This is a genomic window from uncultured Algoriphagus sp. (assembly GCF_963974365.1).
GTDB lineage: Bacteria > Bacteroidota > Bacteroidia > Cytophagales > Cyclobacteriaceae > Algoriphagus.
Map to the genome: position 1 here is coordinate 178,795 of NZ_CAXBBX010000002.1, position 25,863 is coordinate 204,657.

At 39.8% G+C, this 25,863-nt stretch carries 22 protein-coding genes; 14 read left to right on the top strand and 8 right to left on the bottom strand.

All coding sequences use genetic code 11. From position 1 onward, the window contains the following. Positions 1-99: 99 nt before the first annotated feature. A complete protein-coding gene (locus tag AACZ87_RS03295) occupies positions 100-1,458 on the bottom strand; it encodes a sigma-54 dependent transcriptional regulator (protein WP_339864815.1) in 1,359 nt (452 codons plus the stop codon). 179 nt (positions 1,459-1,637) lie between these two features. Here AACZ87_RS03295 and AACZ87_RS03300 point away from each other — a divergent pair, with 179 nt between their 5' ends. The 9 genes from AACZ87_RS03300 (at position 1,638) to AACZ87_RS03340 (ending at position 11,026) form a co-directional block, all read left to right on the top strand. Further along, positions 1,638-2,516, top strand: a complete 879-nt coding sequence (locus AACZ87_RS03300; RefSeq protein WP_339864817.1) for a glycosyltransferase — start codon at positions 1,638-1,640, stop codon at positions 2,514-2,516. Between the two features lie 31 nt (positions 2,517-2,547). Continuing rightward, positions 2,548-3,627, top strand: coding sequence for a mannose-1-phosphate guanylyltransferase (locus tag AACZ87_RS03305; RefSeq protein WP_339864819.1), 1,080 nt, complete (start codon positions 2,548-2,550; stop codon positions 3,625-3,627). Between the two features lie 15 nt (positions 3,628-3,642). Next, complete coding sequence (locus tag AACZ87_RS03310; RefSeq protein ID WP_339864821.1) at positions 3,643-6,666, top strand: hypothetical protein; 3,024 nt, start codon at positions 3,643-3,645, stop codon at positions 6,664-6,666. Then, entirely contained in the window at positions 6,663-7,487 is an 825-nt protein-coding gene (locus tag AACZ87_RS03315; RefSeq protein ID WP_339864823.1) for a hypothetical protein, read from the top strand. Before AACZ87_RS03310 ends, AACZ87_RS03315 begins: the two co-directional genes overlap by 4 nt. Further along, on the top strand, positions 7,484-8,044 hold the full coding sequence (locus AACZ87_RS03320) for a hypothetical protein (protein ID WP_339864825.1): 561 nt from the start codon (positions 7,484-7,486) through the stop codon (positions 8,042-8,044). The genes AACZ87_RS03315 and AACZ87_RS03320 overlap by 4 nt, the downstream gene beginning before the upstream one ends. Next, the gene (locus tag AACZ87_RS03325) at positions 8,041-9,222 is read left to right on the top strand and encodes a glycosyltransferase (protein ID WP_339864827.1); all 1,182 of its coding nucleotides are present in this window, start codon (positions 8,041-8,043) and stop codon (positions 9,220-9,222) included. The genes AACZ87_RS03320 and AACZ87_RS03325 overlap by 4 nt, the downstream gene beginning before the upstream one ends. Further along, positions 9,219-9,710: a GtrA family protein gene (locus AACZ87_RS03330; RefSeq protein ID WP_339864829.1), complete on the top strand. Its 492-nt coding sequence runs from the start codon at positions 9,219-9,221 to the stop codon at positions 9,708-9,710. The genes AACZ87_RS03325 and AACZ87_RS03330 overlap by 4 nt, the downstream gene beginning before the upstream one ends. Before the next feature lie 230 nt (positions 9,711-9,940). Then, complete coding sequence (locus AACZ87_RS03335) at positions 9,941-10,516, top strand: Crp/Fnr family transcriptional regulator (protein WP_339864831.1); 576 nt, start codon at positions 9,941-9,943, stop codon at positions 10,514-10,516. 69 nt (positions 10,517-10,585) lie between these two features. Continuing rightward, on the top strand, positions 10,586-11,026 hold the full coding sequence (locus AACZ87_RS03340) for a carboxymuconolactone decarboxylase family protein (protein ID WP_339864833.1): 441 nt from the start codon (positions 10,586-10,588) through the stop codon (positions 11,024-11,026). Positions 11,027-11,116: 90 nt separating this feature from the next. Here AACZ87_RS03340 and AACZ87_RS03345 read toward each other — a convergent pair whose 3' ends face one another. After that, positions 11,117-11,998: a YihY/virulence factor BrkB family protein gene (locus AACZ87_RS03345; RefSeq protein WP_339864835.1), complete on the bottom strand. Its 882-nt coding sequence runs from the start codon at positions 11,996-11,998 to the stop codon at positions 11,117-11,119. A 210-nt stretch (positions 11,999-12,208) separates the two neighbouring features. On the opposite strand from AACZ87_RS03345, the gene AACZ87_RS03350 reads away from it, so the two are divergent. The 5 genes from AACZ87_RS03350 (at position 12,209) to AACZ87_RS03370 (ending at position 18,039) form a co-directional block, all read left to right on the top strand. Further along, the gene (locus tag AACZ87_RS03350; RefSeq protein ID WP_339864837.1) at positions 12,209-14,044 is read left to right on the top strand and encodes an alpha/beta hydrolase-fold protein; all 1,836 of its coding nucleotides are present in this window, start codon (positions 12,209-12,211) and stop codon (positions 14,042-14,044) included. A 375-nt stretch (positions 14,045-14,419) separates the two neighbouring features. Beyond that, positions 14,420-14,635, top strand: a complete 216-nt coding sequence (locus tag AACZ87_RS03355; protein WP_339864839.1) for a type II toxin-antitoxin system Y4mF family antitoxin — start codon at positions 14,420-14,422, stop codon at positions 14,633-14,635. A gap of 296 nt (positions 14,636-14,931) precedes the next feature. Next, entirely contained in the window at positions 14,932-15,762 is an 831-nt protein-coding gene (locus AACZ87_RS03360) for an alpha/beta fold hydrolase (protein WP_339864841.1), read from the top strand. Positions 15,763-16,672: 910 nt separating this feature from the next. Further along, positions 16,673-17,290 carry an NAD(P)-binding domain-containing protein gene (locus AACZ87_RS03365; protein WP_339864843.1) on the top strand — a complete coding sequence of 206 codons (618 nt, stop codon included), beginning with the start codon at positions 16,673-16,675 and terminating at the stop codon, positions 17,288-17,290. Between the two features lie 134 nt (positions 17,291-17,424). Then, positions 17,425-18,039, top strand: a complete 615-nt coding sequence (locus AACZ87_RS03370) for a DUF4230 domain-containing protein (protein ID WP_339864845.1) — start codon at positions 17,425-17,427, stop codon at positions 18,037-18,039. 1 nt (position 18,040) lies between these two features. Here AACZ87_RS03370 and AACZ87_RS03375 read toward each other — a convergent pair whose 3' ends face one another. The 6 genes from AACZ87_RS03375 to AACZ87_RS03400 all read right to left on the bottom strand — a co-directional run bounded on the left by AACZ87_RS03375 (position 18,041) and on the right by AACZ87_RS03400 (position 25,482). Continuing rightward, a complete protein-coding gene (locus AACZ87_RS03375) occupies positions 18,041-18,823 on the bottom strand; it encodes a hypothetical protein (RefSeq protein ID WP_339864847.1) in 783 nt (260 codons plus the stop codon). Positions 18,824-18,846: 23 nt separating this feature from the next. Further along, positions 18,847-20,124 carry a hypothetical protein gene (locus tag AACZ87_RS03380; protein ID WP_339864849.1) on the bottom strand — a complete coding sequence of 426 codons (1,278 nt, stop codon included), beginning with the start codon at positions 20,122-20,124 and terminating at the stop codon, positions 18,847-18,849. A 3-nt stretch (positions 20,125-20,127) separates the two neighbouring features. Then, positions 20,128-21,174, bottom strand: a complete 1,047-nt coding sequence (locus tag AACZ87_RS03385; RefSeq protein WP_339864851.1) for a hypothetical protein — start codon at positions 21,172-21,174, stop codon at positions 20,128-20,130. Positions 21,175-21,178: 4 nt separating this feature from the next. Next, on the bottom strand, positions 21,179-22,453 hold the full coding sequence (locus AACZ87_RS03390; RefSeq protein WP_339864853.1) for an OmpA family protein: 1,275 nt from the start codon (positions 22,451-22,453) through the stop codon (positions 21,179-21,181). Between the two features lie 98 nt (positions 22,454-22,551). Next, positions 22,552-23,190, bottom strand: coding sequence for a response regulator transcription factor (locus tag AACZ87_RS03395; RefSeq protein ID WP_339864855.1), 639 nt, complete (start codon positions 23,188-23,190; stop codon positions 22,552-22,554). A 42-nt stretch (positions 23,191-23,232) separates the two neighbouring features. After that, positions 23,233-25,482: a histidine kinase gene (locus tag AACZ87_RS03400; protein WP_339864857.1), complete on the bottom strand. Its 2,250-nt coding sequence runs from the start codon at positions 25,480-25,482 to the stop codon at positions 23,233-23,235. Positions 25,483-25,863 lie beyond the last annotated feature (381 nt).

The following is a 25,863-nucleotide window of genomic DNA, read 5'->3' on the forward strand; positions in this document are numbered from 1 at the left end:
ATCAAGCCATAAATAAATACTTCCTTCAAATGAATTCTTAAAGGTTTATGAACTAGTTACCCCTTAAATATTCCAGAATATGGAAATATTTTCCAGATTCTAGACTTGCTCTAATGCTATTTCTCCCTCTTTTATCATTTTATAAATAGTACTTTTACCTATATCCAATACCCGCGCAGTTTCTACTACATCCTTATTACATTTTTTAAGGTAATGAATTACAATGTCACAGGTATGCTGCCTCAGTGTTTTATTTTCCATCAAAAATGACTGCTCTCGCTGAAGTGAAAAAAAGCTAATATCATCCGCCACAATTTCATTGGAGTCTGCCATCACAGCAGCCAAATCTATCAAAGCTTTTAATTCCCGAACATTCCCTGGATAGTGATAATTCATCAGTTTCTCTTTTGCATCGGGACTTAGTGACAAGGGAGCAATCTTATTACTCTTGACAAATTCGCCAATAAAATGCTTAGCTAATATTAGAATATCAGCTCCTCTTTCCCGTAAAGGCGGCAGTTCAATTGGCAAACCCATCACTCTGAAGAATAAATCTTCCCTGAAATTCCCTTTTCGCACCTCCTCCGACAAATTTTTATGGGTTGCAGTGAGTATCCTCACATCTAACTTCACAGATTCGTTTCCTCCTACTCTTGTCAATTCTCTTTCTTGAAGCACTCTGAGCAACTTAGACTGAAGATTCAAATCCATCTCAGCTATTTCATCCAAAAAAATTGTACCTCCATTCGCTTCCTCAAACTTCCCAATCTTCCGGGTCATTGCACCAGTAAATGCACCTTTCTCATATCCAAACAATTCACTTTCCACCAGATCTTTAGGAATCGCGGACATATTGACGGCTATGAAATTCTTTTTCTTGCGCTCACTGTTATAATGTATGGCCTTTGCCACCACCTCTTTACCTGTTCCCGTTTCTCCGGTAATTGATACATTGATATTCGTACGAATGGATTTTTCTATGAGCTTAAAGATCCTTTTTAGCGCTGGACTGGTACCTAGGATGCTCTTCTCAAAAGAAAACTTATGGCCCAATTCTTCTTTCAGTGTTTCTACTTCCTGCTTCAACGATTGATTTTCTCGGATCTTGATAACACTATTCCAAAGAAGATCTTTGGTGGCCTCATCTTTTACCAGGTAATCACTCACTCCTGCTTTAAGTAGATTAACCGCCACACTTATATCTTCCTGAGAACTGATGACCACTACCGGAATACTAGGATTGAAATCTTTAATCCTCTGGAATAACTTATCTCCTGTCATATCAGGCAAGGAAAAATCAACCGTGATCAAATCCGGCTTTTCCTGGAGTTTGGCAAGACAATCCTTTGCTGTGGAAAAAAGCTCTACCTCATAATCGGGGTTGAGACTCATGTGGTATTGAAGAATCTGCCCATACCAAGGATCGTCCTCAACGATGAAAATTTTAAACTGGCTCATAGCTTTTTAATCTTCCCATAATTTACAAAAAGAATCAAGCAGCGATACGTTTTCTGGAATATTTTCCAAAATATGGAAATCCTTCAGTTACCAAAATAATATTAACTACTGATTTACAGACATTTACAAAAATGGCTATCAGTTTGCAAAAGTATTGGCACACAGAAAAACAACTCGATATGAAATCAATACATACTAACTCGCAAGCAAGCAGCATTGATCAATTACTACAAAATGCGCTTAACTACTCACCACAAATTCAGCATCAATACGCAATTGTAGTTCCCTGCTACAATGAGGAAAGTAGATTTGCCTATGAGGAATTCAAAAACTTCGCACAGCATCATCCTGAAGTTTTGCTATGCTTGGTAAATGATGGAAGTAAAGACAAAACACTTGCAGTGCTGCGCGGCATACAAACCGAAAGTCCAAACAATATTGTAGTCGTAGATATGGCGCAGAATGGGGGGAAGTCAGAAGCTGTGAGGCAAGGAATGTTGTTTGTTCATAAAAATTACGATTCAAAATTAATTGGCTTTTTAGATGCCGATCTAGCTACTACTCCTGAAGAATGGTTGCTCATGGCCAAATACAAAGAAAATCATCCTAAGTTCGGAGCAATTGTCGGGAGCAGAATTCAACGCTTAGGTGCAGAAATCAACCGTGATGATAGCCGCTCTTTGGCAAGCACAGTGATCAAAAAAATCATTAAAACCATTTTGAAAGCAAACTTTCAGGATACGCAATGCGGAGCAAAAATTTTCCAACGAAACTTAGTTCCTTTTTTATTCAAGAATCAATTCCAAACACCTTGGCTTTTTGATGTGGAAATCTTCTTGAGACTTCAAGAGAAATTTGGTAAAACCACTTTGCAAAGAGGTGTATTGGAATACCCTCTTCTACACTGGTCAGAGGTGGGTGATTCCAGGTTGAAATTGAAAGACACCATCAAAATACCTCTTCAGCTTTTAGGACTTTACTACCATTACCAAGTGAAGAGCAAACCAAAGAGCATCTGGGACAATAAGAAATCAAAATTTGTCCTACATCAGAATTAATCATAACCACTTAACTAATAAAAAGAGCCTTATGAAAAATCAAAACCATTACGTCGCAATCATGGCTGGAGGAGTGGGAAGCAGATTTTGGCCTGTGAGCAAAACATCCTATCCTAAGCAATTTTTGGATATCCTAAACACTGGAAAAACGTTGATCCAATCTACCTATGAACGTTTTGCAAGCTTCATTCCTGAAGAGAATATCTTCGTGGTGACCTCTGCAGACTATTCGGATATCGTCCAACAGCAACTACCAAGTCTTCCAGTTGAAAACATTGTAGCTGAACCGGCTCGCAAAAACACAGCTGCCTGTGTGGCCTATATTTCCTTCAAGTTGAAGAAAATGAATCCAAATGCTAATATGATCGTTGCACCTAGCGATCACCTGATTGGAGATCTTGATCTTTTTAGAGACACCTGTTTACAAGCACTCAACTATACTTCTGATAATTATGCGTTTGTTACGTTAGGGATAAAGCCTACTCATCCTAATACTGGTTTTGGTTATATCGAATATAAGGACGGTAAAAATGATATTTCCAAGGTGAACTGTTTTACCGAAAAGCCAGATCTTCCTACCGCCATGGCTTTCCTCGACAAGGGTAACTACCTCTGGAATTCAGGGATTTTTATATGGAAAGCTGAAGATATTGTGAGTGCATTCTGGGAGCATTCTCAGTATATGTATGACTTGTTTGACGCTGAATTAGCCTTTCTAAATACAGAATTTGAAGCGGAGTCAATCCAAAGAATTTACTCAAAATGTCCTTCTACTTCCATTGATTACGCCATCATGGAAAAAGCAAACAACGTCTTCGTTATTCCCTCAGATTTCTCTTGGAATGATTTGGGCACATGGAATAGCGCCTATGACAACTTTAGTAAAGATGAAGAAATGAATGCCAGCAATAGTTCAAGTGCAATTCTGGTAGATAGCAAAGGATGTCTGGTTCACTCCAATGAAAAGAAACTGATGGTGATTGGTGGATTGGAAGATCTGATCATAGTCAATACACCTGATGCTTTACTTATCTGCAAAAAAGAAAACGAGCAGCAGATCAAGGAATATGTAGCTAAAGTCAAAAAAGTAAAAGGAGAACTTTATATTTAGTAAAAGCAAAATCAAGTGAAAAATCAAGATCAAGTGTTATGGAGTGAATTTCTGGGGAAAAGGTTGCTTTTGGTAGCCTTATCTCTAGGCTTGCTGACGCATGGGATCATTGTGTATTTCACTTTGCCGCAGACCTACGATGCTTATGTGCATATGTTCTTTGCGGATCATTACTCCAGGTTTTGGTTTGAACCCTGGGAATACCGCTGGTACACCGGCTTTTTGACGATCAGCTATCCACCTCTGGCTCATCAGTTGATCGCACTGATCAGTAAGATTTTTCCTTTGAAAATTGCCTTTAGCATCTATGCTATTTTGATTTTCGAAGCGCTGATTCTAGGAATTTACCGATTCACTAAGATGTTTTACTCCAAACAAACTGCAGGAGTGGCAGCCATCTTGGCGGTAGTATTGAGTTCATTGGTTGAGACCTTGCATGTCTATGGGCAGGTTCCTACACTTACTGGGCTGGCATTTTTACTGAACGCGCTTCCTTTTCTTTACCAATACATCAAAACTTCAGACTGGAGATATTTGCTGATGTCTTTGGCGTTTATCTCCGTGACCGTGAGTTCACATCACGTCACTGCTATTTTCGGAATGGTATTTTTTATCGCTCCGGCCATGGTGATGGCTTTGGTAGATGGTAACCCTGAACTAGGCAAAAAGAATCTATTTGGCAGGTTTCTTCCTGCTTTGGTAGTAGAAGTCTGGAAGAAAAAGAAGGAGATACTACTCTTTGTATTCATCACCATTTTTCTAACCATAACACTTATTTTCCCTTACTGGTATTGGAGTCGAACTGACCCGATCAGTCAAGTATCAATCCCACATGGATCCAGAGATAATTTTCTTGAAGTAACTAGTTCAGGACTGGTTTTCTATGTCATTCCTCTTTTGTTGATTTTTGCACTTTTACCAGCTATCTCCTATTTGATTACTAAAAAGAAAAGACATATAGGCTGGGCTGTTTCTTTCTATGTATGTCTACTGCTCGGAAGCGGCGGCACCACTCCCCTTCCCAAATTAATGCTGGGAGAGACTGCTTTCAATATACTGACGCTAGACCGCTTTGGATTCTGGGCATCCATTATTGCCATTCCATACATCAGCCATTTCCTGGTAGCCTTTATTGGAGGCAGTGTGAAAAAATTCTGGGCTGGTAAACACGGTGAAACCTCCCACTTCCTCATCTCAGGACTAAGTGGATTTTCCTATCTCCTATTTATTATATACATCTTTCACTTAGCCAGCTTCCGCCCCTTGCAGCCAAAAGCTGTTGAAATTGAACCGATCATAAACTTTCTGAATCGGGATGATCACATGCGCTGGAGGTTTTTGACGCTGGGCTTTGGTGATCAGATGGCCTGGCTATCCTCCAATACGCTGGCTGCAACGATAGACGGCAATTACCATTCTGCAAGAAGACTTCCTGAGATGACTTCCCGCGCGGTAGAACGTCTGGAAAATGCCAAATACCTGATGGAAGAAGGCATGGCTTCCTTGGATGACTTTCTGACTAAAGCAGAAAAATACCAGCTTAAATATGTCTTTAGCAATGATCGTTACTATGATCCCTTGCTCTTTTATTCAGGCTGGAACAGGACCATTCGGCTAGAGAATGGAATTATGGTCTGGGAAAAAGGAAATATCTCTACCATTAAACCTGTCCAACCCACGGAACTCAATCCTATTCTCAAAAAGATGTGGGGAACACTTCCCCTAAGCATACTTTTCATTGCGATAGCAATGACCATGATCTACCTTTTTTATTTCAAAAAGTCTCAGGAAGAATTGATCGCAGAGGAAGAAGTGTCTTCTTATCCCAAATTTGTGATTTATTCCTCTGCTTGGTTTCCTTTTGTATTGTTCAGCAGCTTTCTGGTATATCAGATCTACGAAATGTTACTGATCGATGAGCAAAAAGATCCTGCTACTACCATTTATTCTCATTTTAATGATTTGGATTTCCAGCGGTTTGATGAGGCTTTTCTATTTTTCAAACCAGGCCCAGAATACAGCTTGGATCAATACCTCCTCGAAAAGTCAGTGAGTGATGGAGGACTTCTTCCTTCCTTTGCCAAACTCGACAAGTTGCAAATCGACACCCTGAAACTTACTGAAACCAGTGCGCAAATGAATGTGCATAGTACCTGGAGAACTTCTCTTGGTCCACGGGAAAAAGAAGAAGTGATGAATCTGGAAAGAATAGATAATAAATGGTATATCAATCCACCGAAAGTGGAATTAGAGATACCTGAAGAACAAGTGATCAGTTACACTTACACCCTTTTCAAGAAAATGGGGAAACGAAAGGTCAGCAGTTTTCCTACCGTAAAAGATGATCGAATCAAAAAGCCATTTGCAGGATTTTATCAAGCTAATTTGGTACAGGTAAATGGGGAATTAAGACTTACCGGTGAGTTGATCAATGCGGACAATATACCTATCACGCTAGCACTAAAAGCGGTGATCAGGTATGACAACGACAGTACAGCAACGTTTTTCCCAAAAAAGAATTTCCATTTCAACCTTGCTCCGAAGGCAAGTACCTGGTTCCAGTTACCTCTGGGATCACAGGAGCTGGAAGGTGAAAAGAAAATCATCGCTATCTCTTTGGAACTTGAAACAGATATCTCTGAGCGAGGCTATATCAGAGGCGGAGAGCTCAGTTATGAATTAAGAGCGGAAACAAATAATTCGGCAGTTTTCGAAGCATCTATGAAGAATCCGTTCACTGGAGAAATTACTATTCCTGGAGTGTTAATTTCTGAAAAAGATAGTCTGGGAAGGATCGTGCAAGTAGATCTCTGGACCTATCCAAAATCTATCCGACCTGGATTGGAAAGTAGCTTTCAAATCTCTGTGCAGAAAATTTCATCTACGGCAAAGATTCTGGATCAACTTCCAATCAATCTCACAATCAACGGGCAGGAACGAGAATTACTACTAAAACCAACAACGGAATCAGCTCTTTTTCAGGAGAAAATCAGCTTTCTACCACACTGCTTTTTGGCACAAGAAATTTACCTGCAATGATCAGAGTTATCCTATTTTCATTCGTCGGACTGTTTGCTTTTGGCTGTGTCGAAAAAGCAGTAGAAAAGCCAGTGTGGCTAAATACCAAATCTACTCTAAAAGTCAACCAAGATACTTTGGTGTTTGAAGCCGAAGCACAGGATTGGAAAGCTTCTTTAAGCACAGCTGTTCAGCTGATCTATCCTGAAATCGTGAAAACCGACGGAAAAATACTAGTCATTATCCGTCCAGTAAAAGGAATAATCGAAGGCAATGCCTTTCTGACATTGAAGTCAGGCACTTCCCAATTTGTCTATCCAATCTCTCTTAAAAACCAAGAAGAGGCGAGTCAATTAGCAGATTTACGCTCACCTAAAACCCTCACTACAGATTCCTCTATGGTGCAGCAGCAAATCCTTTATAGCTCTGACCCATCTGGAAATCTTACACTTGTGAATCAGGATGCTTATTTTGTAGAAAAAAACATAGAATTACTTCCTAAAACAGGGACATTTAAAAGTATAACCGGCACTGCAAGATCAAGTTTCTATGTTGATGCTGGAACAGTAAGAGAAATACCCCTATCCTATTCTAAAGACAGCCATAATCAGGAAATTACAATTCAAGCGGGACCTTTGGTCGATAGATTTGACAACAAAATAGCTAACGGCACATTGATCCTTTTTCACTTCCAAAAGGACCAGCAACACAAAAAAGTCGAGGCTGTGGTGCAGGATTCCTTTGCTATCCTGAGCCTTCCACTTGATGAGGCAGAAGGTAAAAACATAATAGCCCAGATAGCCCAGATTTATTCTCAACCCTTAACTATACCTCAACAATGACCAGATGGATATTTCTTGGTTTTCTGCTCATTGTTGGGTTTTTGCTCATTACGATGGCGAGAATTAGACATACAGACGATGTTATACCCTACTTTCTGAGGTATGACAGCCTTGCTATGAATTCAAATCCTTCTCTTGAAATAAAAATACAATCTGTTTATACTCCTACTGAGCAGCAACTGGAAAAGTTGGAACAAGATTACAAAGCAATTTGGGCACATTTAAATCACTTGTATCAACACCCCAACCCAACCCCAAGCAAGGACAGGTTTACAGAGCGCTTTTACCTAAAACTCGCTGAAAACTATACAAACGGGCAGCCAGGATCCATTCAAAGAAATGATCTAAGCCATTCCATATCTATTAAAACATGGTCTCGGGACGGACTTTCCTGCAATCTTCTGGATAGCCTTGCTGAGTTCAGTTATACTTTTCCCGATGGTTCTACTCAAATTACCTCTTCTCAAATTGCAGTCAGTTTGCTTTTCCAAGGCGATAACTGGCGCTTAGATGCCATCAGATTTATTGACGAAACCACTAAAAACCCCAACTTATGAAATTAGCTTTCATCACTCCCTACCCACCTAGTCAGGTGACTCTTAACGAATATGGCTACCACCTGAGTCGTAGTTTTATCGGCAAAAAAGAGGTGGATCAGATCTATATTCTGACAAATAATCTCGAAGACAATAGCCAATACTTACGATACGCAACGGACGGCTTGGAAATTATCCCATGCTGGGATTTCAACAGCTGGACAACGGTCTTGGATCTTCGCAAAAAGCTGAAAGAACTCAAACCCGATGCAGTAATTCTGAACCTTCAATTTATGACCTTTGGAGAAGGAAAAATCCCAGCAGCACTCGGTCTACTCACTCCTTGGATGTGCAAGCTTCTTGGTATCCCATCAGTGGTCATCCTCCATAATATCACCGAAACAGTAAAGCTTGACACAATAGGAATGGCTGACAGCAAGTTGAAAGGGAATATTTTCCTATGGATAGGTGAGCAACTTACTAAGTTCATCCTCAAAGCTGATTTGGTTGGTGTGACGATATCCCAATATGTCACCATTCTCAAGGAAAAATACCATGCAGACAATGTCATACTGCTTCCTCATGGGAATTTTGAACTTCCGGAGCGTAATTACCTGCCAGAAAATATGAGCAAAATTAACCTAATGGCATTTGGAAAATTTGGCACTTACAAAAAAGCTGAAGTTATGCTGGACGCCATGGAGATCCTCCAAAAAAAATACCCCAACCTAGAATTAACCTCCACAGTGGCAGGAACTGACAACCCTAATGTGAAAGGCTACATCGATGGGTTGAAAAAGACTTACGCTCACCTAGCCAATGTAGAATACACTGGATACATCCCTGAAGAAAAAGTCTCTGAAATTTTTTGGGACAGCACCTTTGTGATTTTTCCTTATACCACCACTACAGGTAGTTCTGGAATTCTCCACCAGGCGGGCAGTTATGGAAGAGCATGTATTCTGCCCAAAATAGATGATCTCGAACGGGTAGTGGATGAAGAAGGATATGGTGGAGCATATTTTGAGACAGACAATGCTGAGAGTTTGGCACTAGCTGTCTCAAGTTTGATAGATAATCCAGAGGAGAGAAAGAAGATCGAAGATCAAAATTTCAAAGCTGCCAAAGGTTTACCTATGGGAGAATTAGCTCAATGGTATTTAAGCCACATTTTTACTCTATTGCCCAAAAGGAAATGATCAGACTACTTAGCAATTGGATTGAGGCATTTCTACGGTTTTTCTACCCAATTTTCAAAAAATGGCTACCCTACGATGTATACGCTTACTTGGCCGTAGGTGCTATCAATACAGCTTTGAATATCATTCTTTTTGCTGTTCTCTATGAATATATTCTCCCTAAAGAAGGATGGTCAATTAAGGATTTCAATATTGCCTCATACACCATTGCTCTTCTGATTGCATTTTTTGTCACCATCCCTACAGGGTTCTGGCTGAGCAAAAACTTCGCTTTCAGAGATGGAGCTACGGGAACTAAGAAAACGACCAAACAACTTTTTAAATATGTATTGGTAGTCGGTCAGGGATTAGGTAGTGATTATCTGATTCTTAAGGCCCTAATCTTAATCTTTGACATGCAACCTACCGTAGCAAAAATCTTTTCGACAGTAATCGTACTGACGATCAACTTTCTATTACAAAAGTATTTTACGTTTAAGAAAAATTAGAGCAGGATTTACTGAATAGCAGTCAATCAGATTGGGATTTTCAAAGCTTTTCACTTTGAGAGGCATTCCTATTGACTATTAATCAGATATAAGTTTCAAAAGGTGCTTAGATGGGATACAAATTGAAGTCTGAATGAGTGGAAAAAAAGGTTGTGAAGTCTACCTTATCCAGTTCATTGCCTATTTTGGGATCTGATGGCTGCTACTTAAATTTCCTAAAATCTTTTCCCATGTCCCAAGTCCTTCTCGAACATATCCGAAAATTCATTTCTTTAACACCAGTCCTCAACCTACAGCTCCCGGAATACTTCGAGCGATTGGAAGTTGGTAAAAAAGAAATTCTTCTTTCCGCTAACCACCTTTGTGACTACTTGTTTTTTGTAGAAAGTGGTTGTATCCACGCTTTTTTTGTTGACCAGCGCGGAGTTGAAAAATCCATTCAATTTGCCTTGGAGAATTGGTGGATTAGCGACTACCAAGCTTTTTACAAAAAGAAAGTGACCGACGCAACAATTCAGGCAGTTGAGGACTCGGTAGTATGGCGCATTTCACGGGAGAAATACTCAGCTTTGCTCAAAGATCATCCGGAAATGGAGTCTTACTTTCGCCAAATGTATGAGATCGGCTATGGAGCCGTAGTTACCCGGCTAAAATACCTTTTCAATTATTCCAAAGAGGAGATCTTCTACAACTTCAGTGAGCAGTTCCCTTATTTTGTGCAGCGGGTGCCGCAGTATATCCTTGCCACCTACTTAGGTCTGACCCCGGAGTATCTCAGTAAACTTCGAGCAAAAAGACGATCTTAATCCAGTTCAAGTTTTTTCGGATTTGACTCCAATACTTTTGGACTATGTATTAACAAATCCTATAAAAACATGGAAACCAGACTACAAATCGACGAAGTAGAACCAAAAGGATATCAATCTCTTTTTGGAATGGAAAAGTATCTCCAGCAATCCGAACTTACTTCCACTCATAAGGAACTGATCAAAATCCGGGCTTCCCAGATCAACAAATGTGCATTCTGTATCGATATGCATACAAAAGATGCTTTGAAGCAAGGTGAAAATACCCAACGGATTCTATTGCTCAATGCTTGGAGAGAAACTGACCTTTTCACTCCCGAGGAAAAAATCATTCTCCAGATCACAGAGGAAGTCACACTGATCAGTGAAAAAGGACTGAGTGGAGATAGCTATAACCAAGCGTTAAAGGCTTTTGGAGAAAACTACCTTGCCCAGATTATCCTGGCAATAATCGCCATCAATGCATGGAATCGGCTGTCTGTCAGCACCAACAAGCCCATTCCAAATTAGGTCTCTGAGCATGGTAGAAAAGGCTGGAATCCTCTTTGTGGAGTCTGGCCTTTCCTTTCTTTGGCTGGGAAGGATTAGTGAAAGTAGACCTCAGTCTATACCATCGACCGATTTCCCCCTGACATGGTTTTCAATTCCATAATTCATCTCTGCACCCAAGAAAATAATAAAAGTGCTAATAAATAGCCACAACATGAGGAAAACAACAGCGGAAATCGAGCCATAGATTTCACTTAAATTCCAGAAATTACGCATGTAAAATGAAAATCCCCAGGAAGCCAGTAGCCACAAAGAGGAGGCTAAAACTGCACCGGGAATAACCCAAATAAAACTAGGTCGTCTTCTTTTAGGCCCAAAATAATAAATCATACTAATACTCCCCACCAGAATAAATCCCATCACTAGCCATCTCAACCACGTTATAAGGCTTTCAAGATTATCTGGCAAACCTATTTTCCCAATGATAGCCGGAAATGCTACAATCAAGGCAGCACTTAGAATGATTAGTATGATAGCACCAAAAGTGAATAATAATGTAAGCCCGTTGTTTTTTATGATCCCCCTTTTACTTTCGGTCTCATAGGCAATATTTATTCCCCTAAACAAAAATTTTGTCCCAAGATTGCCTATCCAAATACCCAGTAGAATTCCCAAAAAAGTACCCCAGCCTAGGGATTCACCTTCGGGTTTGATAAAATTATCCACCCTATATTGAAGGATTTCATGAGTCTGCTCCGGGATCATAGTACTGATTTTGGAAACCTGTTCCTCAATTTGCTGTGGATCCATTACAACCCCATAGATGGAAATGAGTGCCATAAGAGCGGGGAAAATGGCTAAAAAACCAAAAAAGCCTACTCCAGCTGAAATAATTATCAAATTATTTTCGACAATGCGTTCTTTTACTTTTATCAAAATGCTCTTCCATTCAGAGAATGATAATTTAGAAATGGATTGAACCGTTTTCTTCATAATTCTAGCTTAGATCAAATCGTCAAGCAAGATACAGGATGCTTTTTTGCTCTCTAAAATTAGTTTCCAATCTCGAAACAACTATTGAAGTATTTTCAATCCGACTTATTCAATATTCTTTCATGCCAATAGCTCCTTAAGCTTACCAAGAGAAGTTGGACAACTAATCATTTTGACCTATTTTCACAAATAACCTAAACCTAATAACCTATGAAACAAACTTTTTTAATTACCCTACTTCTATGCCTTGGATTGAATGTTACCCAAGCACAAATAGGCACCAAAGAGCGAGTCAAAGTACATAGCAGAGCACTGGAGGGAAACCTGATCGGTGATCCTGCAGACCGAGACGTGACCGTCTACCTCCCTCCTTCTTATCAAACTGATCCTGAGAAAAACTTCCCAGTTCTTTACATGCTTCATGGATTTACCGACACCGATTCCCAGTGGTTTGGATGGGAAGATCATTGGATCAACCTTCAGCATGTGATCGAGCAATCCCTCGAGGCTGGCAGTTCCAAAGAGATGATCGTGGTGATGCCCAATGCATACAACAAATTTAAAGGGAGCATGTATGCAAGTTCTGCTACAATAGGCGACTGGGAAACCTTTGTGACCAAAGAGCTTGTAACCTACATAGATTCAAACTACAGAACGCTAGCAAATAAAAACAGCAGAGGACTTGCCGGACATTCTATGGGCGGCTATGGAACGCTTCGTCTGGGAATGAAATATCCTGATGTTTATTCTGCCATCTACGCCTTAAGCCCCTGCTGTATGGACGGGGGAGCACCGACCAATCCTGAGATGATCTCTAAATTAGAAAAATTCACTACTGAACAACTCGAAGATGCATCTTTTGGCGAGATAGCTGCCCTCGCTACAGCTGCTGCCTTTGCACCCAATCCTCAAAATCCTCCCTTCTATTTGGATCTTCCTGCAAAAGATGGCTCGCCCCGTCAGGATATTATCAATAAGATCATCGCAAGCCGAACACTCACCACTATTGATCAATATATTCCAAACCTCAAAAGGCTAAAAGCTATAGGAATGGATGCTGGCACAGAAGATAGAGGTATTAGCGAAGCCACCAAAAAGCTGCATGAGGTACTGGATGCTTACCAGATCGATCACCTTTATGAAAGCTACGAAGGCGACCACCTCAACCGCATTGCCGAACGCATTGAAACCAAAGCTTTGCCATTCTTTTCTGAACACCTTGTTTTTCAAAAAAGCACAGTAAGCGAAATCATTGAAAATGGAGGTACAGGTCAGTATCCTGCAGTAATGACCTCAGAAAGCAGTTTGCCCACGCACACCATCTTTAGACCTCAGGACATAGCAGCTTTTGGTGAAGAAAAGAAGCTTCCCATTATCACGTGGGGCAATGGTGCCTGTTTTGATTCTCCTTGGGAGCATGTCAACTTTCTGAATGAAATAGCTTCCCATGGCTTTCTGGTCGTCGCGATAGGTACCATGCCCAAACAGACCGATGTTCGTTCTAAGTCACAAAAACTACTGGATGCCATAGACTGGGCAATTGCACAAAATAACGATCCCAATAGCCCCTACTATCAAAAAATCGACACCGACAACATTGCAGTGAGCGGTATGTCCTGCGGAGGTCTGCAGACTATTGAAGTTGCCGATGATCCTAGATTCACCACGGTTGGGGTATTCAACAGTGGCGTATTGGGGAACCCTGGAGGTGGAATGTCCGGCATGCCACAGGTCGGTAAGGAACAATTACAAAAAATCAAAGTTCCAACCCTCTATTTGTTGGGTGGTGAATCCGACATCGCATATGGAAACGGAATGGACGATTTCAGTCGCATCAATCATATTCCCGTATTTGTGGGTAATCTGGATGTGGGACATGGAGGCACCTATGCACAGCCTCATGGTGGAGAATTTGCACGGGTAGCTCTCAACTGGTATCAGTGGCAATTGAAAGGAGATGAGGAAGCTGGAAAGCTTTTCACCGGAGATTCTCCTGCATTAGGGAAATCAGAAGGCTGGGTAATAGAAAAGAAGAACATGGACTAAGTGAGCTAAAAAGATTAGTAAGCTTGATTTAGATTAAAACTGCCTCCAAAATCAAGTAGTGTTGATTCTGGAGGCGGATTTTCATTTACTTCATAGTCAGTCTTTTTAAGGGCTCCAAGACCAACCATTTCTGCTAAATCCCTGGTGCTGAAGAGACTATCAAGTCCGCAGCCTCAAATGGGAAATTTGGCCAATCCGGTCTTTCCCAAATCCATTTCATGATTTATTAAACATAAATCTATAGCTCAGAATTGCAGCAATTTTGAGCTATAGAATGAATTTCTATAGCTCACATATAAATAAACTCAGGCAAAACTATATCTAAAAGCATATAATTTGACCATTTTCTTAGATTTATATGCAAATACATATAGAATGAATCATATAGCTGAATTTGTAAAAACAAGAAGGAAGCAATTGGGTATGACCCAAGAAGAATTTGCCGAAAAAGCTGGGGTCGCACTTACTGTAATCAGGAAAATCGAGCAAGGAAAGGAAAACCTAAACTTATCAAAGGTTAATCATGTATTGACAATGTTTGGACATATTTTGGCTCCCATTAGTGAAAAAGATAATAAGTTGGTTAAATAAATAAAGTAGATGGTAAGTCGGGAATTCCGACATACCTGTATTAGAAAATTCTTGAGTTTGAAAATGGACAATCAAATTGAAATTTATCAAGGAAGTGACGGCCAGACTCAAATTGAGGTAAAGTTTCGAAAGATTCAACTATCCTGAATTTCCGGATAGTTCAACGTGAGGGAAAAAGAAAAATTGAAAGACGATTGTCAAGGTCATTGATCAACTAACTGGTTATCGCAAAATTTGCGACAACCAGTTAAAACTGTGTTATTAAAGAAATGCCACAAACCAAACAGGAAGGGTACATGAAAAAAACTGCGCTAGTACTGACTTTAGTGATTTTCTTATTAGCATTCAATTATGTCTTTGCGATAAATCCAGATCGGGAATACTTTATGACCCCGGACTCTGTGTCGTGGAACTACGAACAGTTAAAAATTACGACTAAGGATAATTATAGATTGAACACCTGGATCTATGAAGCGAACATTGAAAACAAAAAAGACACGGTCATTATTCTTGCCTATCCTGATGCGGGTAACATGTCATATTTTGTATACTATGCCGCAATTCTAGCCAATGAAGGTTATACAGTAGTTACGTTTGATTACAGGGGATTTGGCAAAAGTGACGATTTTGAAATTCAACCTGAATATCTTTACTACACTGAGTTTGCATTAGACCTTGAAGCTGTCGTCGATAACATTTCAAAGAAATTCAAGGATAAACAAATTGGCATTTGGGGAATGTCCATGGGGACAACAATAGCTTCCCGTGCCTACCCAGCTATAAAAGGAAAGATCGATTTTATCATCGGAGAAGGTTTTGTGACAGACACTTCAGCCATAATAGATCGTTATATAGCGCGTGACAAAGAGTTGCTGCTTCCCGAAAAATCCAGTATTTACGAAAAAGCAATTCAATCCATTAAACTTCCACTTTTAATATTTACAGCTTCCAAGGATGAAATCACCACTCACCAAGATGCTTTAATACTTCAAGAAACACTTGGAAATCGCTGTAAGGTCGTAGAATATGATGGTGATCACCTTACAGGATTTCAACTTGATGCTGAAAACATAGGGTTTGGTACCTGGTATGTAAAGCAAATTAATTCATTCTTAGAGAATAGCTAAGTCATTATCACTACTAAAAAGCATTGAAAAAGACAAAGCCCACTATTCGGTGAAGATCCAGAAAGTCCTGAAGGAAGTGCAACCGACCTGTTGTTGACACTGATCAATAAATACGAAAAAAAGCATTACCCTATTACCCTACCTGATCTTTATGAAGCTGTTAAGGAAACAATGGAAGGAAAAGGTCTTAAGGATAACGGTCTTTTTCAGTGAGTAATTTTCTCAGCGTAATTCTTAGCGCATGCTATGACTGTGGTAAAAAGAAACCACCCTTCGGGATGGGCGACTAAATGAACACTAAATTCAAATTCCAGCTCATTAGAATTACTATGAAACACCTTATTTATAACCCTACTTTTCTATAATTATTTTTAGATATCTCGTAAGATTCTAAGTTTAAGACACTAACCAATCAAATAGAACTTAGGTGATTTTCTGCAGCATAAGCTAAATTTACTAGCTCCAATTATCTGAAGTACAAAGAGATAATCGAAAGGGTAAACAAGGTTAGTTTTTTACAATCCATAAATAGCCTACCTATTCCATTATCATCCTATTTTCTTCAAAATAATACTATCTCAAAAAATTATTATTCTACCAATCAGATTTATAAACTCACTTTTTTGGGCTTTATAATACAACTATTGGCTTTCATAGTGTTTATTCATTTTTATCAAAATTTTCTTTTGAATTACAACTACTTTAGACTAGTTTTCAAGACTTTCTACTAAAAAAGCAATACATAAATTCGTAGAACCCAAAGAAAAATAAGGTAAAACAGGCACTTGATCTATCAGAAATCTCAATGCTCAAGTCCCTGTTTGCTAACAGTTACTAGTCATTTCAAACCAGTGTTTGTCTAGTTTGTTACCCATTTGCTCATCCTTCACTCACTCAAAAGCAGGATTATATGAAATTAGGAATCATTGGAGGAACCAATCTTGCCAAATCCCTTGGCCGAAAATACATTGACGCTGGCCTGGCTGTAGTATTTGGTGTCCGCACAGATTTTAACATTGAAGAAGCCGAATGGAAGGTTCTCAACCGTTTCTATGATAGACTTTGCCCCTATCAATCTGCTATCATTCAATCGGAGATAATTTTGATTTGCTGCGAAAACGAGCATTTACCCCAAGTTTGTGAAGCACTCAAAGAAGTGGATCTGGATGACAAGATTGTTATCGATTGTACCAACAGCTACTATGATAAAAAGTTAAGCAACTGCAACACACAGATCATTCGCAGGTCAGCGCCAAAAGCCATAATTTTTAAAGCATTCAATAACCTAGGACTTGATTATCCAAATTCAGACGTGCTGGGAATCGTGAAAGAAACCTACTTTTGCGGAGATGCCAACCTAGAGAAGATCCGTATCAAAAGATTAATTGAATTGATTGGCTTTAAGGCAATTGATGCCGGGAAAATGAACAATGCTACCCTTTTGGAAGCATTTTATCACCTGACTCGAGAGATCGCCTGGAACAAAAAGGAGGAGTCCAATTACCACTTTAAACTGATTTCAGTTTAGAAATTGAGTCCAAAATCTTGGAATTGAATACTTAAAATAAAATGAAGATTTAGCTCATTTTGGAGGATTTATATCTCTGCCAAAGCATTTTTCGTAGTTTACCTTAGCTTTGGTTAGTATTTCAATTTCTATTTATGAATAAATTTTTCCTAGGTTTCCTCGCAGCTCTTCTGATCATGGGAGGCTTTTGGTTTTTTTCAGATAAAAAAGATAACCAAGAAGAACTGAATGCCAATTCGGCATTGATTCAACAGCAAATTCAAAATGTGGGTAAACTGATCGTCACTGAAGGCTATTACTCCCAAGTTTACTCCTATAAAAACTCACAAAAGCTATTTCTCAGCCTTGTCAGCGCGGACAAAAAAGCGCTCATCATCGCCAAAGCAAAAGCAACCGTAGAATATGATTTGCGCAAACTGGAGACTAATGTTGACTCAGATTCAAAGAAGGTAACTATCACCAAAATCCCTGAACCTGTGGTAAACATCTATCCTGAATTCGAGTATTACGATGTGACTCAGGATTACTTGAATCAGTTTGAAGCAGATGATTACAATAAGATCAAAACCAGCATTACGGATCAATTTAGAACCAAAATCGAAGCTTCTGACCTCAAAAAGGACGCAAACGAACGCTTGATGAGTGAGCTACTCAATATCTTTATTTTAACAAAATCCTTAGGCTGGACCTTAGAATACAATGAAGTTATAATAGAAAATCCGGAGCAGATGAAGAATCTGACAAAGTGATTTACTTACTAATACTTATTATCCGGTTTGTAGATTCCAATTCCCCGTTCCTGTAGACCTCCGTTTTCAACACTCCCAATTCTGGGGTAAACCAAGTAGTAGCAGTCATAATGTTTTCTGATTGCATGCTAGCCATCATCTCCTTCATTTTTGCATCCATCCCCGGCACATCCATTGCTACGTTTATTTCATTACTGATCTTGAAGCATTTCCAGGTACCAGCTTCAGTGGTGATCGATTCTTCTGCTTCTACTTGTCTATTGGAAATAGTGAAAGTCATGGACATTTTCATCCCGCCTTGTTCAGATTCCATGCTGCTACTGATATCCGGCAAGGTCTCTCCCACTTTTACTTCCAATGGAAACTCAAATTCACCTGATTGAAAGGAAGAATCCTTGTTTTTGGCCTCCGTTCTGTACATAGAAGCAATGTCAAAAAAGACTGATTTGCCATTGCACTTATAGCTAAAAGTCACATTTGTCTCCTTTTTGGACATCAAATCTGTATTGACACCTTCAACTTTCGCAACTGTGAAACCATCTTGTTCACTCACTTCCAACACCTTGGTGAGTTGACTGGAGACTTCCACACCTGCCTTGTTGTAAGTCTTGGCTAGGATTTCTGCCCCTTTCTGAAAAAAGGCCATAGCTGTACAGGTGTTCACTTCCTTAGTAACTTTTATGGGCTTCTCCAGTAAACTTTCTTCTGAACTGGAGGCATCCAAGCTTTTGCTTCCGCAAGCTAAAGCAATGACAATCAATACGAAATAGCTGAGTCGTTTCATGAGTATAGCAGTAAGGTGATTGTTTATTTACATCTTTTGGTCATCGTTTCCATCACCAGTTTTCCTTTTTTTTGAGATAAAAGAGGATCATTTGGAATCTGGGTATTGAGTTTTTCAATTTCTCTTTTGGTTTGCTCCTGATAAGCCATTTGCTGCTCGAGGCAATTAATCTTTTCCCTAATCTCCTGCACAGTTCCTGGGCTCTTTGCATTGGCAGGTCTGCTAAGCATCTCCTGTTGCTTGCAAATGCTTAATTCCGTATCGTAAATCTCCTGCTGAATCATTTCCTCGTAGTTGAACATCGCCTGTGTAATAGCTTTTTGGGCATTTGTGTTTTGCTGTATATTACCTTGTCTGGCATGCTGCAGCTTTTCCTCTTGTCTAGTAAGCATGTCCTGTTTAAATTGGATATTCCTTTGTTTCAAGGTTCCACAATAGTCTTCAGTTCTAACTGCCTCAGATTTTTCATCCAATTTCTCTTTCTTATTGGCTATACTTTCGGTGACATGTGCAAAAAACTCCTCTTCCATTGAATTGAAAGGACGGCTGTCAAAGCAAACTTGCTCGCTTGTTATAGCTGTGATCTGGGAATTGTAGGAGGATCCGGAGACCTCCATTATTAGGAAAAGGCCTTCTTCCGCTTGTTGATAGCCAACTGCGAAATTGCCGAGGTACTTTTTGGGAGCAAAGCTTACTTTCTCAGGAAATTCTTTTCCAAAGAGATACCACTTTTCGTCTCCTGTATCAGATTTATAAACATATGCTTTGACCTTTCCCTCCAGATATTCCTTGGTCTCACCCGAGATTCTGAGAGTAACCACTTCGGGGCTCATATTATAAGCGTATTGAAAAGTCTCAGAATTCCCCGTGGAGACTCCATGCTGCAAGGTGTTATCCTTTCTATAATTGAAATAGTTAAACACATTTCCACTTAATCCCATCACGGTCAGATTGAAATTATCATCCTCCGTCTTAATCAGACATACCGGAGAATGATCCCTCTTGGGAGGGATGTAAGACATGAAACCTCCTTCAGTATCAATAAACAAGCATCCCGAAGCCTGAAGAGCAGTAGAATTGGTTTTAAAAGAGATGATTTTGTCGTAACAAAGCACATGGTCATTTGGCAAAATCCTGCGAGGTTCAGACATACCTTCCAATACCGGAGCCTGAAGAATCGAGAGCAAAAATGGTCGATGCGGAGAATCCAAAAAGGCTAGACTATCCGGTAGTTCCTCATCCTGAGCCCTCAAGATTGAAAATACCTGAAAAAGACATAACGTGAAAAGTAGCTTTTTCATCGGCTAGTAATAAATAATCAGAAGTCCTGATGCTCCTCTTGCGCTTTTCAGTGTGGCGATTCCGGTCATTTCCAACCCTCCTCCTCCGCCTCCACCAGGATAATTCCCGTCCTTGGCAGTCACATCCATCTCACGTAAGCTGATATGGATAGCCCCACTACCTCCAGCTCCTCCACGAGGTGCATTTCCACCTTTGCTACCATTGTTATAGAATTTGTAAACCTCAGTAGAACCTATTCGCTCAATAGGAATAGCTAGGGATTTCTCGCCGTCTTCACCTCGAATACTTAATGTATTTCCCGAAAAATTGCCTGTACTTTGATCTAAGTAACCTCCTCTAGCATCAAATCGCTCAATTCCACCCTCCATTTTTTGAGGAAACTTGCCACTTATAAGCGTGATTGAACCTGCCTCTGACTGAATTACCAGAGGATATAAATCTTTTCCACTCGCTGGTACCCTTATTCTAAAAACATATCCCTGTGTAACATCAATAACAGACATGAAATAGCCTCCAGCTCCACCGCCTCCGCCACTACCATAGCTTGCTCCAAATCCATCAGCTCCTGCACTCCAGCCTTCCATTCGGATAGAAGTTACTCCTTCAGGAACTGTCCAAGTATGCTCCGAAAATTGCTGAGAACCGCTTGGGTTGATGGTGCCAACATAGCCAAAGATTTTCATTTTGGACATCCCAACAGATCCCGTTCCTGGCTCAAACTGGCTCAATTCGTTTGGTTGCACAATGGATTGACCTGTGGTATTTAAACCTGTTCCAGAGATAGGATTACTGGGTTGAGTAGGAACAGCCACGCTCGATGAGGTTTCGAATCTCAATCTCACATTCGGATCCGTAATCAATCCAGAGTACATCAACTTGTAGCGAGCAGTATCGGCATAGCTTGGCACTCGAACAATCAGGTTTCTGCCGTCTTTCCGAATCATTCCAGAATCAATTAACGCTTCCAATGCTCTTTCTTTATCTGACTTTTGCGCAAATCCTGACAGACTTACCAAAACCAGTAGTATGATGAATCCCAGCTTTTTCATCAACCTAGTTTTTAGTGAATTCAACTCTACGGTTAGCTGCTTTTCCTTGGGCAGTAGTGTTGGCTTGAACAGGAGATGATTCCCCTTTTCCATCTATGGAAAGTCGACTTCCTGAAATCCCGTGTTTAGTGATCAAGTAGGTTTTGACAGAATTGGCTCTATTTATCGATAAAGCCAAGTTGTCAGCATCTTCTCCATCGCTGTCTGTATGCCCTGTGATTTTCAGGTTGACATTTGGATTGCTGACCAAGGCTTTTCCCACCTGATCAATGATCGCAAAAGAAGCAGGTTCTATTACGTCACTATTTACTGCAAAACGAATTTCGGAAGTAGAAGCATTTCCTTCCTCCATCAACTGCTTGATAAGTAAGCTTCTGGCATCTGTTTCTGCTGAGGCAATCCGAACATTCCCAATGTACATGGGAGTTTGAGTAGCTGGAATGACGTAGTTATTGTTGAAAAAGAAGTTGTTCAGCAAATCGGGAGTTAGAACTCTTGGAAGGTCAATCAATTTCTGACCATCCAAGTAAACACGAACTCTAGTTTTGTTCACCGCCATGTCTACATGAAGCACCTCATTCACATAAGAAGTGAGCGGAAAATCGCTCTTATTTCCGATGATATCACCTTGAAGCCCATACTCGATTGTCTTTCCGTCTGATTCGGTATACCTATGGATATTAAAGAAAAACTTATCATTATAATTGAGGTCTTCCCGGATTATATCCCTCACTTTCGTCAGACCGAATTGGATAAAAGGCGTAGAATTTCTTCCGTCTTTCACCAAAAGCAAGTCAAATTGTATGGTGCTATTTTCTGGTAGAACATCATCCATAACTGGATTTACTATGCTATTATGGGCGATTTGAAACCAATTGTTTCCATCAATCTCCACCACTGAGCCACTGCCAGTGGTATTCCATTGGGCAGGGAAATCACCGATTGCATCCTGCGAAAAATCATCGCTAAAAATCACCTCAACTCCCGGGATAAAATCGGATGTCTGACTAACATTCTTACCGGAATTTACTTTTGGAGCATTCTTATCCTGTGCCAAAGAATCAGAACCGCTCTCTCCATCTTTTGACTTTTTCTTGAATAGATTTTTTATGCTCTCTTCAGTTTTATTCAAGGCTGCATCAATGCCCTGGTCGATTTTTTGATCAGCTCGCTGATTCACCTTCTGCTCAGTCTTTTGCTTTGTTTTAGTCGGAAGACTTTGTGCAATAGCAGATAGATTGATTGTAAAAGCTGCAAGAATTAAAAATAGCTGTTTCATGGCTCCTGTTTTTTGAATAAAATTAGAGCCATACACATCCTAAATCAACTACATAAACATGTAGTAATCCACTTGAAAACAATCAGTTATCTGAAAAATTAACCCACTAAACGGTTTTTAATGGCCTTTGAAACAGCCTCAGTTGCGGAGTGTACATGCAACTTTTCGTAGATTTTTTTGATATGAAAACGCACCGTATCTATGCTTATAAAAATTTCGGCAGCAATCATTTTATAACTGAAGCCATTTACCAGGAGCTCCAATATTCTGGTTTCTCTTTCGGTGAGATTGAATTGCTCTTGCTCTTCAGATTTAGCTTTGGGAAGCATCTTGAGCACTTTTCTCGCAACTGAACCTGTCATAGGAGCACCTCCTTTTTGCACCATACGGATTGCATCTGCTATTTCTTCGCTCAGATGTCTCTTCAAAATATATCCGGATGCTCCTGAGTAGATGGCATTGAAAATATTTTCATTATCATCAAATACGGTCAGCATTATCACCGGAAGGTCTTCATTGATAAGGCGGATCCGCTCTACCGCTTGGACGCCATTTACCTCAGGCATATCAATGTCCATCAGAATCACATCCGGTCGCCACAGCTCAATATCTTTTTCCACTGTTTCAGCATTGGGAAGAGCAGCTACCAAATCCATATCGGGCTCGGCATCCACTAGCAATTCAATACTAGTTCTCAGCATTTCATTGTCATCGTAAATCAGGACTTTTGCATTCATTTTCAAAAGTAAAAAACAAATAACTCATTTATTACTACATAATTATGTAGCAGGAAAGCCAATATCAATGTTCGTTCCTTGTCCTAGAATACTGTTGATCTCAAAGGTTCCGTTGATTGATTTGGCTCTGGAAAGCAAGTTTTTAAGACCATTTGAAGAAGATTTAATAGTGGTATCAAAGCCATTTCCATTGTCTGAAATAAAGAGTTTTAAAAGCTGCTGATGCTGCTCGAGTCGGATAATGACATGATCAGCTTGAGAATGTTTTGCGATGTTATTGATCACTTCTTTAAACATGAGCAGAAAATCCCTTCTTCTACTCATCGCTATATGCCTGTTCAGAAGCTGTTCATCAATTTTCATTTCAATATGGATATTTTTAGGCTCCAGCGTTTGTGCAAGGTATTCCCGCATCCTCACCACCAGATTTCCCAGTTTATCATTTTCAGGATTTACAGCCCAAACTATATCACTGATTCCTTGTTGCGCCTCCGCAGATTGCTCGGTGATTTTGCTGAGATAGGGAGAAATGTTGGTCTGAGCATCTGCGATTTGCCTAGTGGAAACCTCAGACAGGATTTTGATACTAGTCAGCGTGGAACCGATCTCATCGTGGAGATCTTTGGCAATATTGCCTCTGATTGCCAACATAGCTTCTTGCTCCTCAATTTTCCTTTTAAGTTGGTACCTGGCAAAGAGAAAATATACCAGCACAGATAGTAAAGCAAATACCAGGTAACTGATATTCCTGAATTTCTTACTATCACTTAGCTGCCTATCCTGAAGCAATTTCTCGGTCGCAGCCAAATTCAGCTGCTGCTCCTTGGTTTTGGCTACCAGATCCTGTTTGATCAGTTTTTCATTTTGCTGAAGAATCCTAAGTTCATTGAGCTCCTGCTCTTGTGTAAGCACAGTGATTTCCTTTTCCTTTTGCTCAGCCTCAAGAAAATTTCTAGCTAGTATGGCCTCTTGTCTTTGTATTTCTAGCGCCTTTAACTGTTCCGAATTACTCAATCTCAGAATTTCATTATCCTTCTTTTCAGCTTCGTATTTTGTTTCGAGCTCAGCTATGTTTCGAATCGTCTTTTCATTGATAATGCTATCTCTGTAAAGAATATGGAGATTATAAAAATCAAAGGCTTTGCGGAAGTCATTTTTGCTTCTATAAAAATAAGCGAGTTGCTCATACAGATCTCTGAAATTCAGTTTATTATGATCAACAGAAGTTAGCTGAAGCGATTTATTAAAGTACTGCATGATTTCCAAAGAATCCTTATCCAAAGCAACTGCATGCATTCCAAGCGATAGATACCTTCTAGCCAACATCGAAGGGTCCTGATTATTTTTAAGAAGAAGTGCAACAGCCTTTTCTTCGTAAGCCATCGCATTTTCCCGGTCTCCTTTGTCGCTGAAAAGCAAGGCTGAAGTCACATAAACCTGAGTCATCCTGGCTTCATCTTCCGACTGTTCAGCATATTTCTCGCATAGTTTGAGGTACTTTTCGACTTCTGCCTGATCCTTCCCACGGTAAAACTGACTGAGATTACAATATCCCAAAGCCATCCTGCTGATGTCTCCAGCTTCTTTTCTGTATTCTATGGAGCGTAGGGCAAATTCTATGGCTTTATCCAACTTGCCCATTCCATAGTATGCAATTGAAATATTATTGAGTGTCACTGCCAATTCAGCGGCATTATCCGGGCTAACAGCTTCGAGAATTTCTAGAGATCTCACCAGATTTGTAACCTGTAAATCAGTCTGACCATCCACGCCTAAAGCATAGCCATAGTCATTGTAGGCAAGTGCAGCATAAGAAGATAGGTTATTTTCAAAGTGTCCTGAAATGGCTTTTTCGAAATATGGAAAGGACTCCTTGATCTGGTTACGGTAAAGAAGAATTTGCGCCTGAAGTAAGTTGTAAATCGCCTCAATCAGCGGATCTCCCAGCTTTGAAATCAGTGGGGATAAGTCTGAAACAGCCTTTTGAGCTAAATTCAAGTCATCTAATTCTATGAAAGCCTCTGACTGTTTAATATAAGCATAAGCCAACCCAAAATCATTTCCATGGTTGTTTGCATAATCAATCGCCTCCTCACATATTCTCAGCACTTCAGTAAAATTCCCGTCTACAAATTTCAATTCTGCTTGTTCAAGAAGCTTAAAAACCTGAATTGAATCCTTTTGATTTGCTGTTTGTGCAGATGCAGCAAAGCAAAAGCATATGAGTGCCAAAAGTAGAAAAGTAGAAGCTTTCGGCGTTTTTATAATGTAAAAGCAATGAAGAAGTGCCATTCCATTCTCGGATTTTCCAACTGAGCCCACACCTAATTTTTATCAAATTACAAAATTTCAGTTGTAGTTTTTGCTAAAAAAATAAGGACATTTCCACTAGTATGACTAATGGCTTTGCAAATAAATAGCAGTAGGAATCTCCTAGAACACCCAACAAACTAAAACCCTATTTTAAAGTAATTGCAGATTTTCGAAATGCCTTTTTCTTGATTAATATCTGATTTACAATACAATTCAGGAGCTATGCAAGTAATAATTAGCATAATTCAGTCACTTTTTACATCAAAACAGGAAGAAATTCAATATTTAAAAAATGACATTAGTAAAGTAATTAATGAGGAGTCATTCGAAGCAGAGAAAAATTGAGAAATACACTTTCTA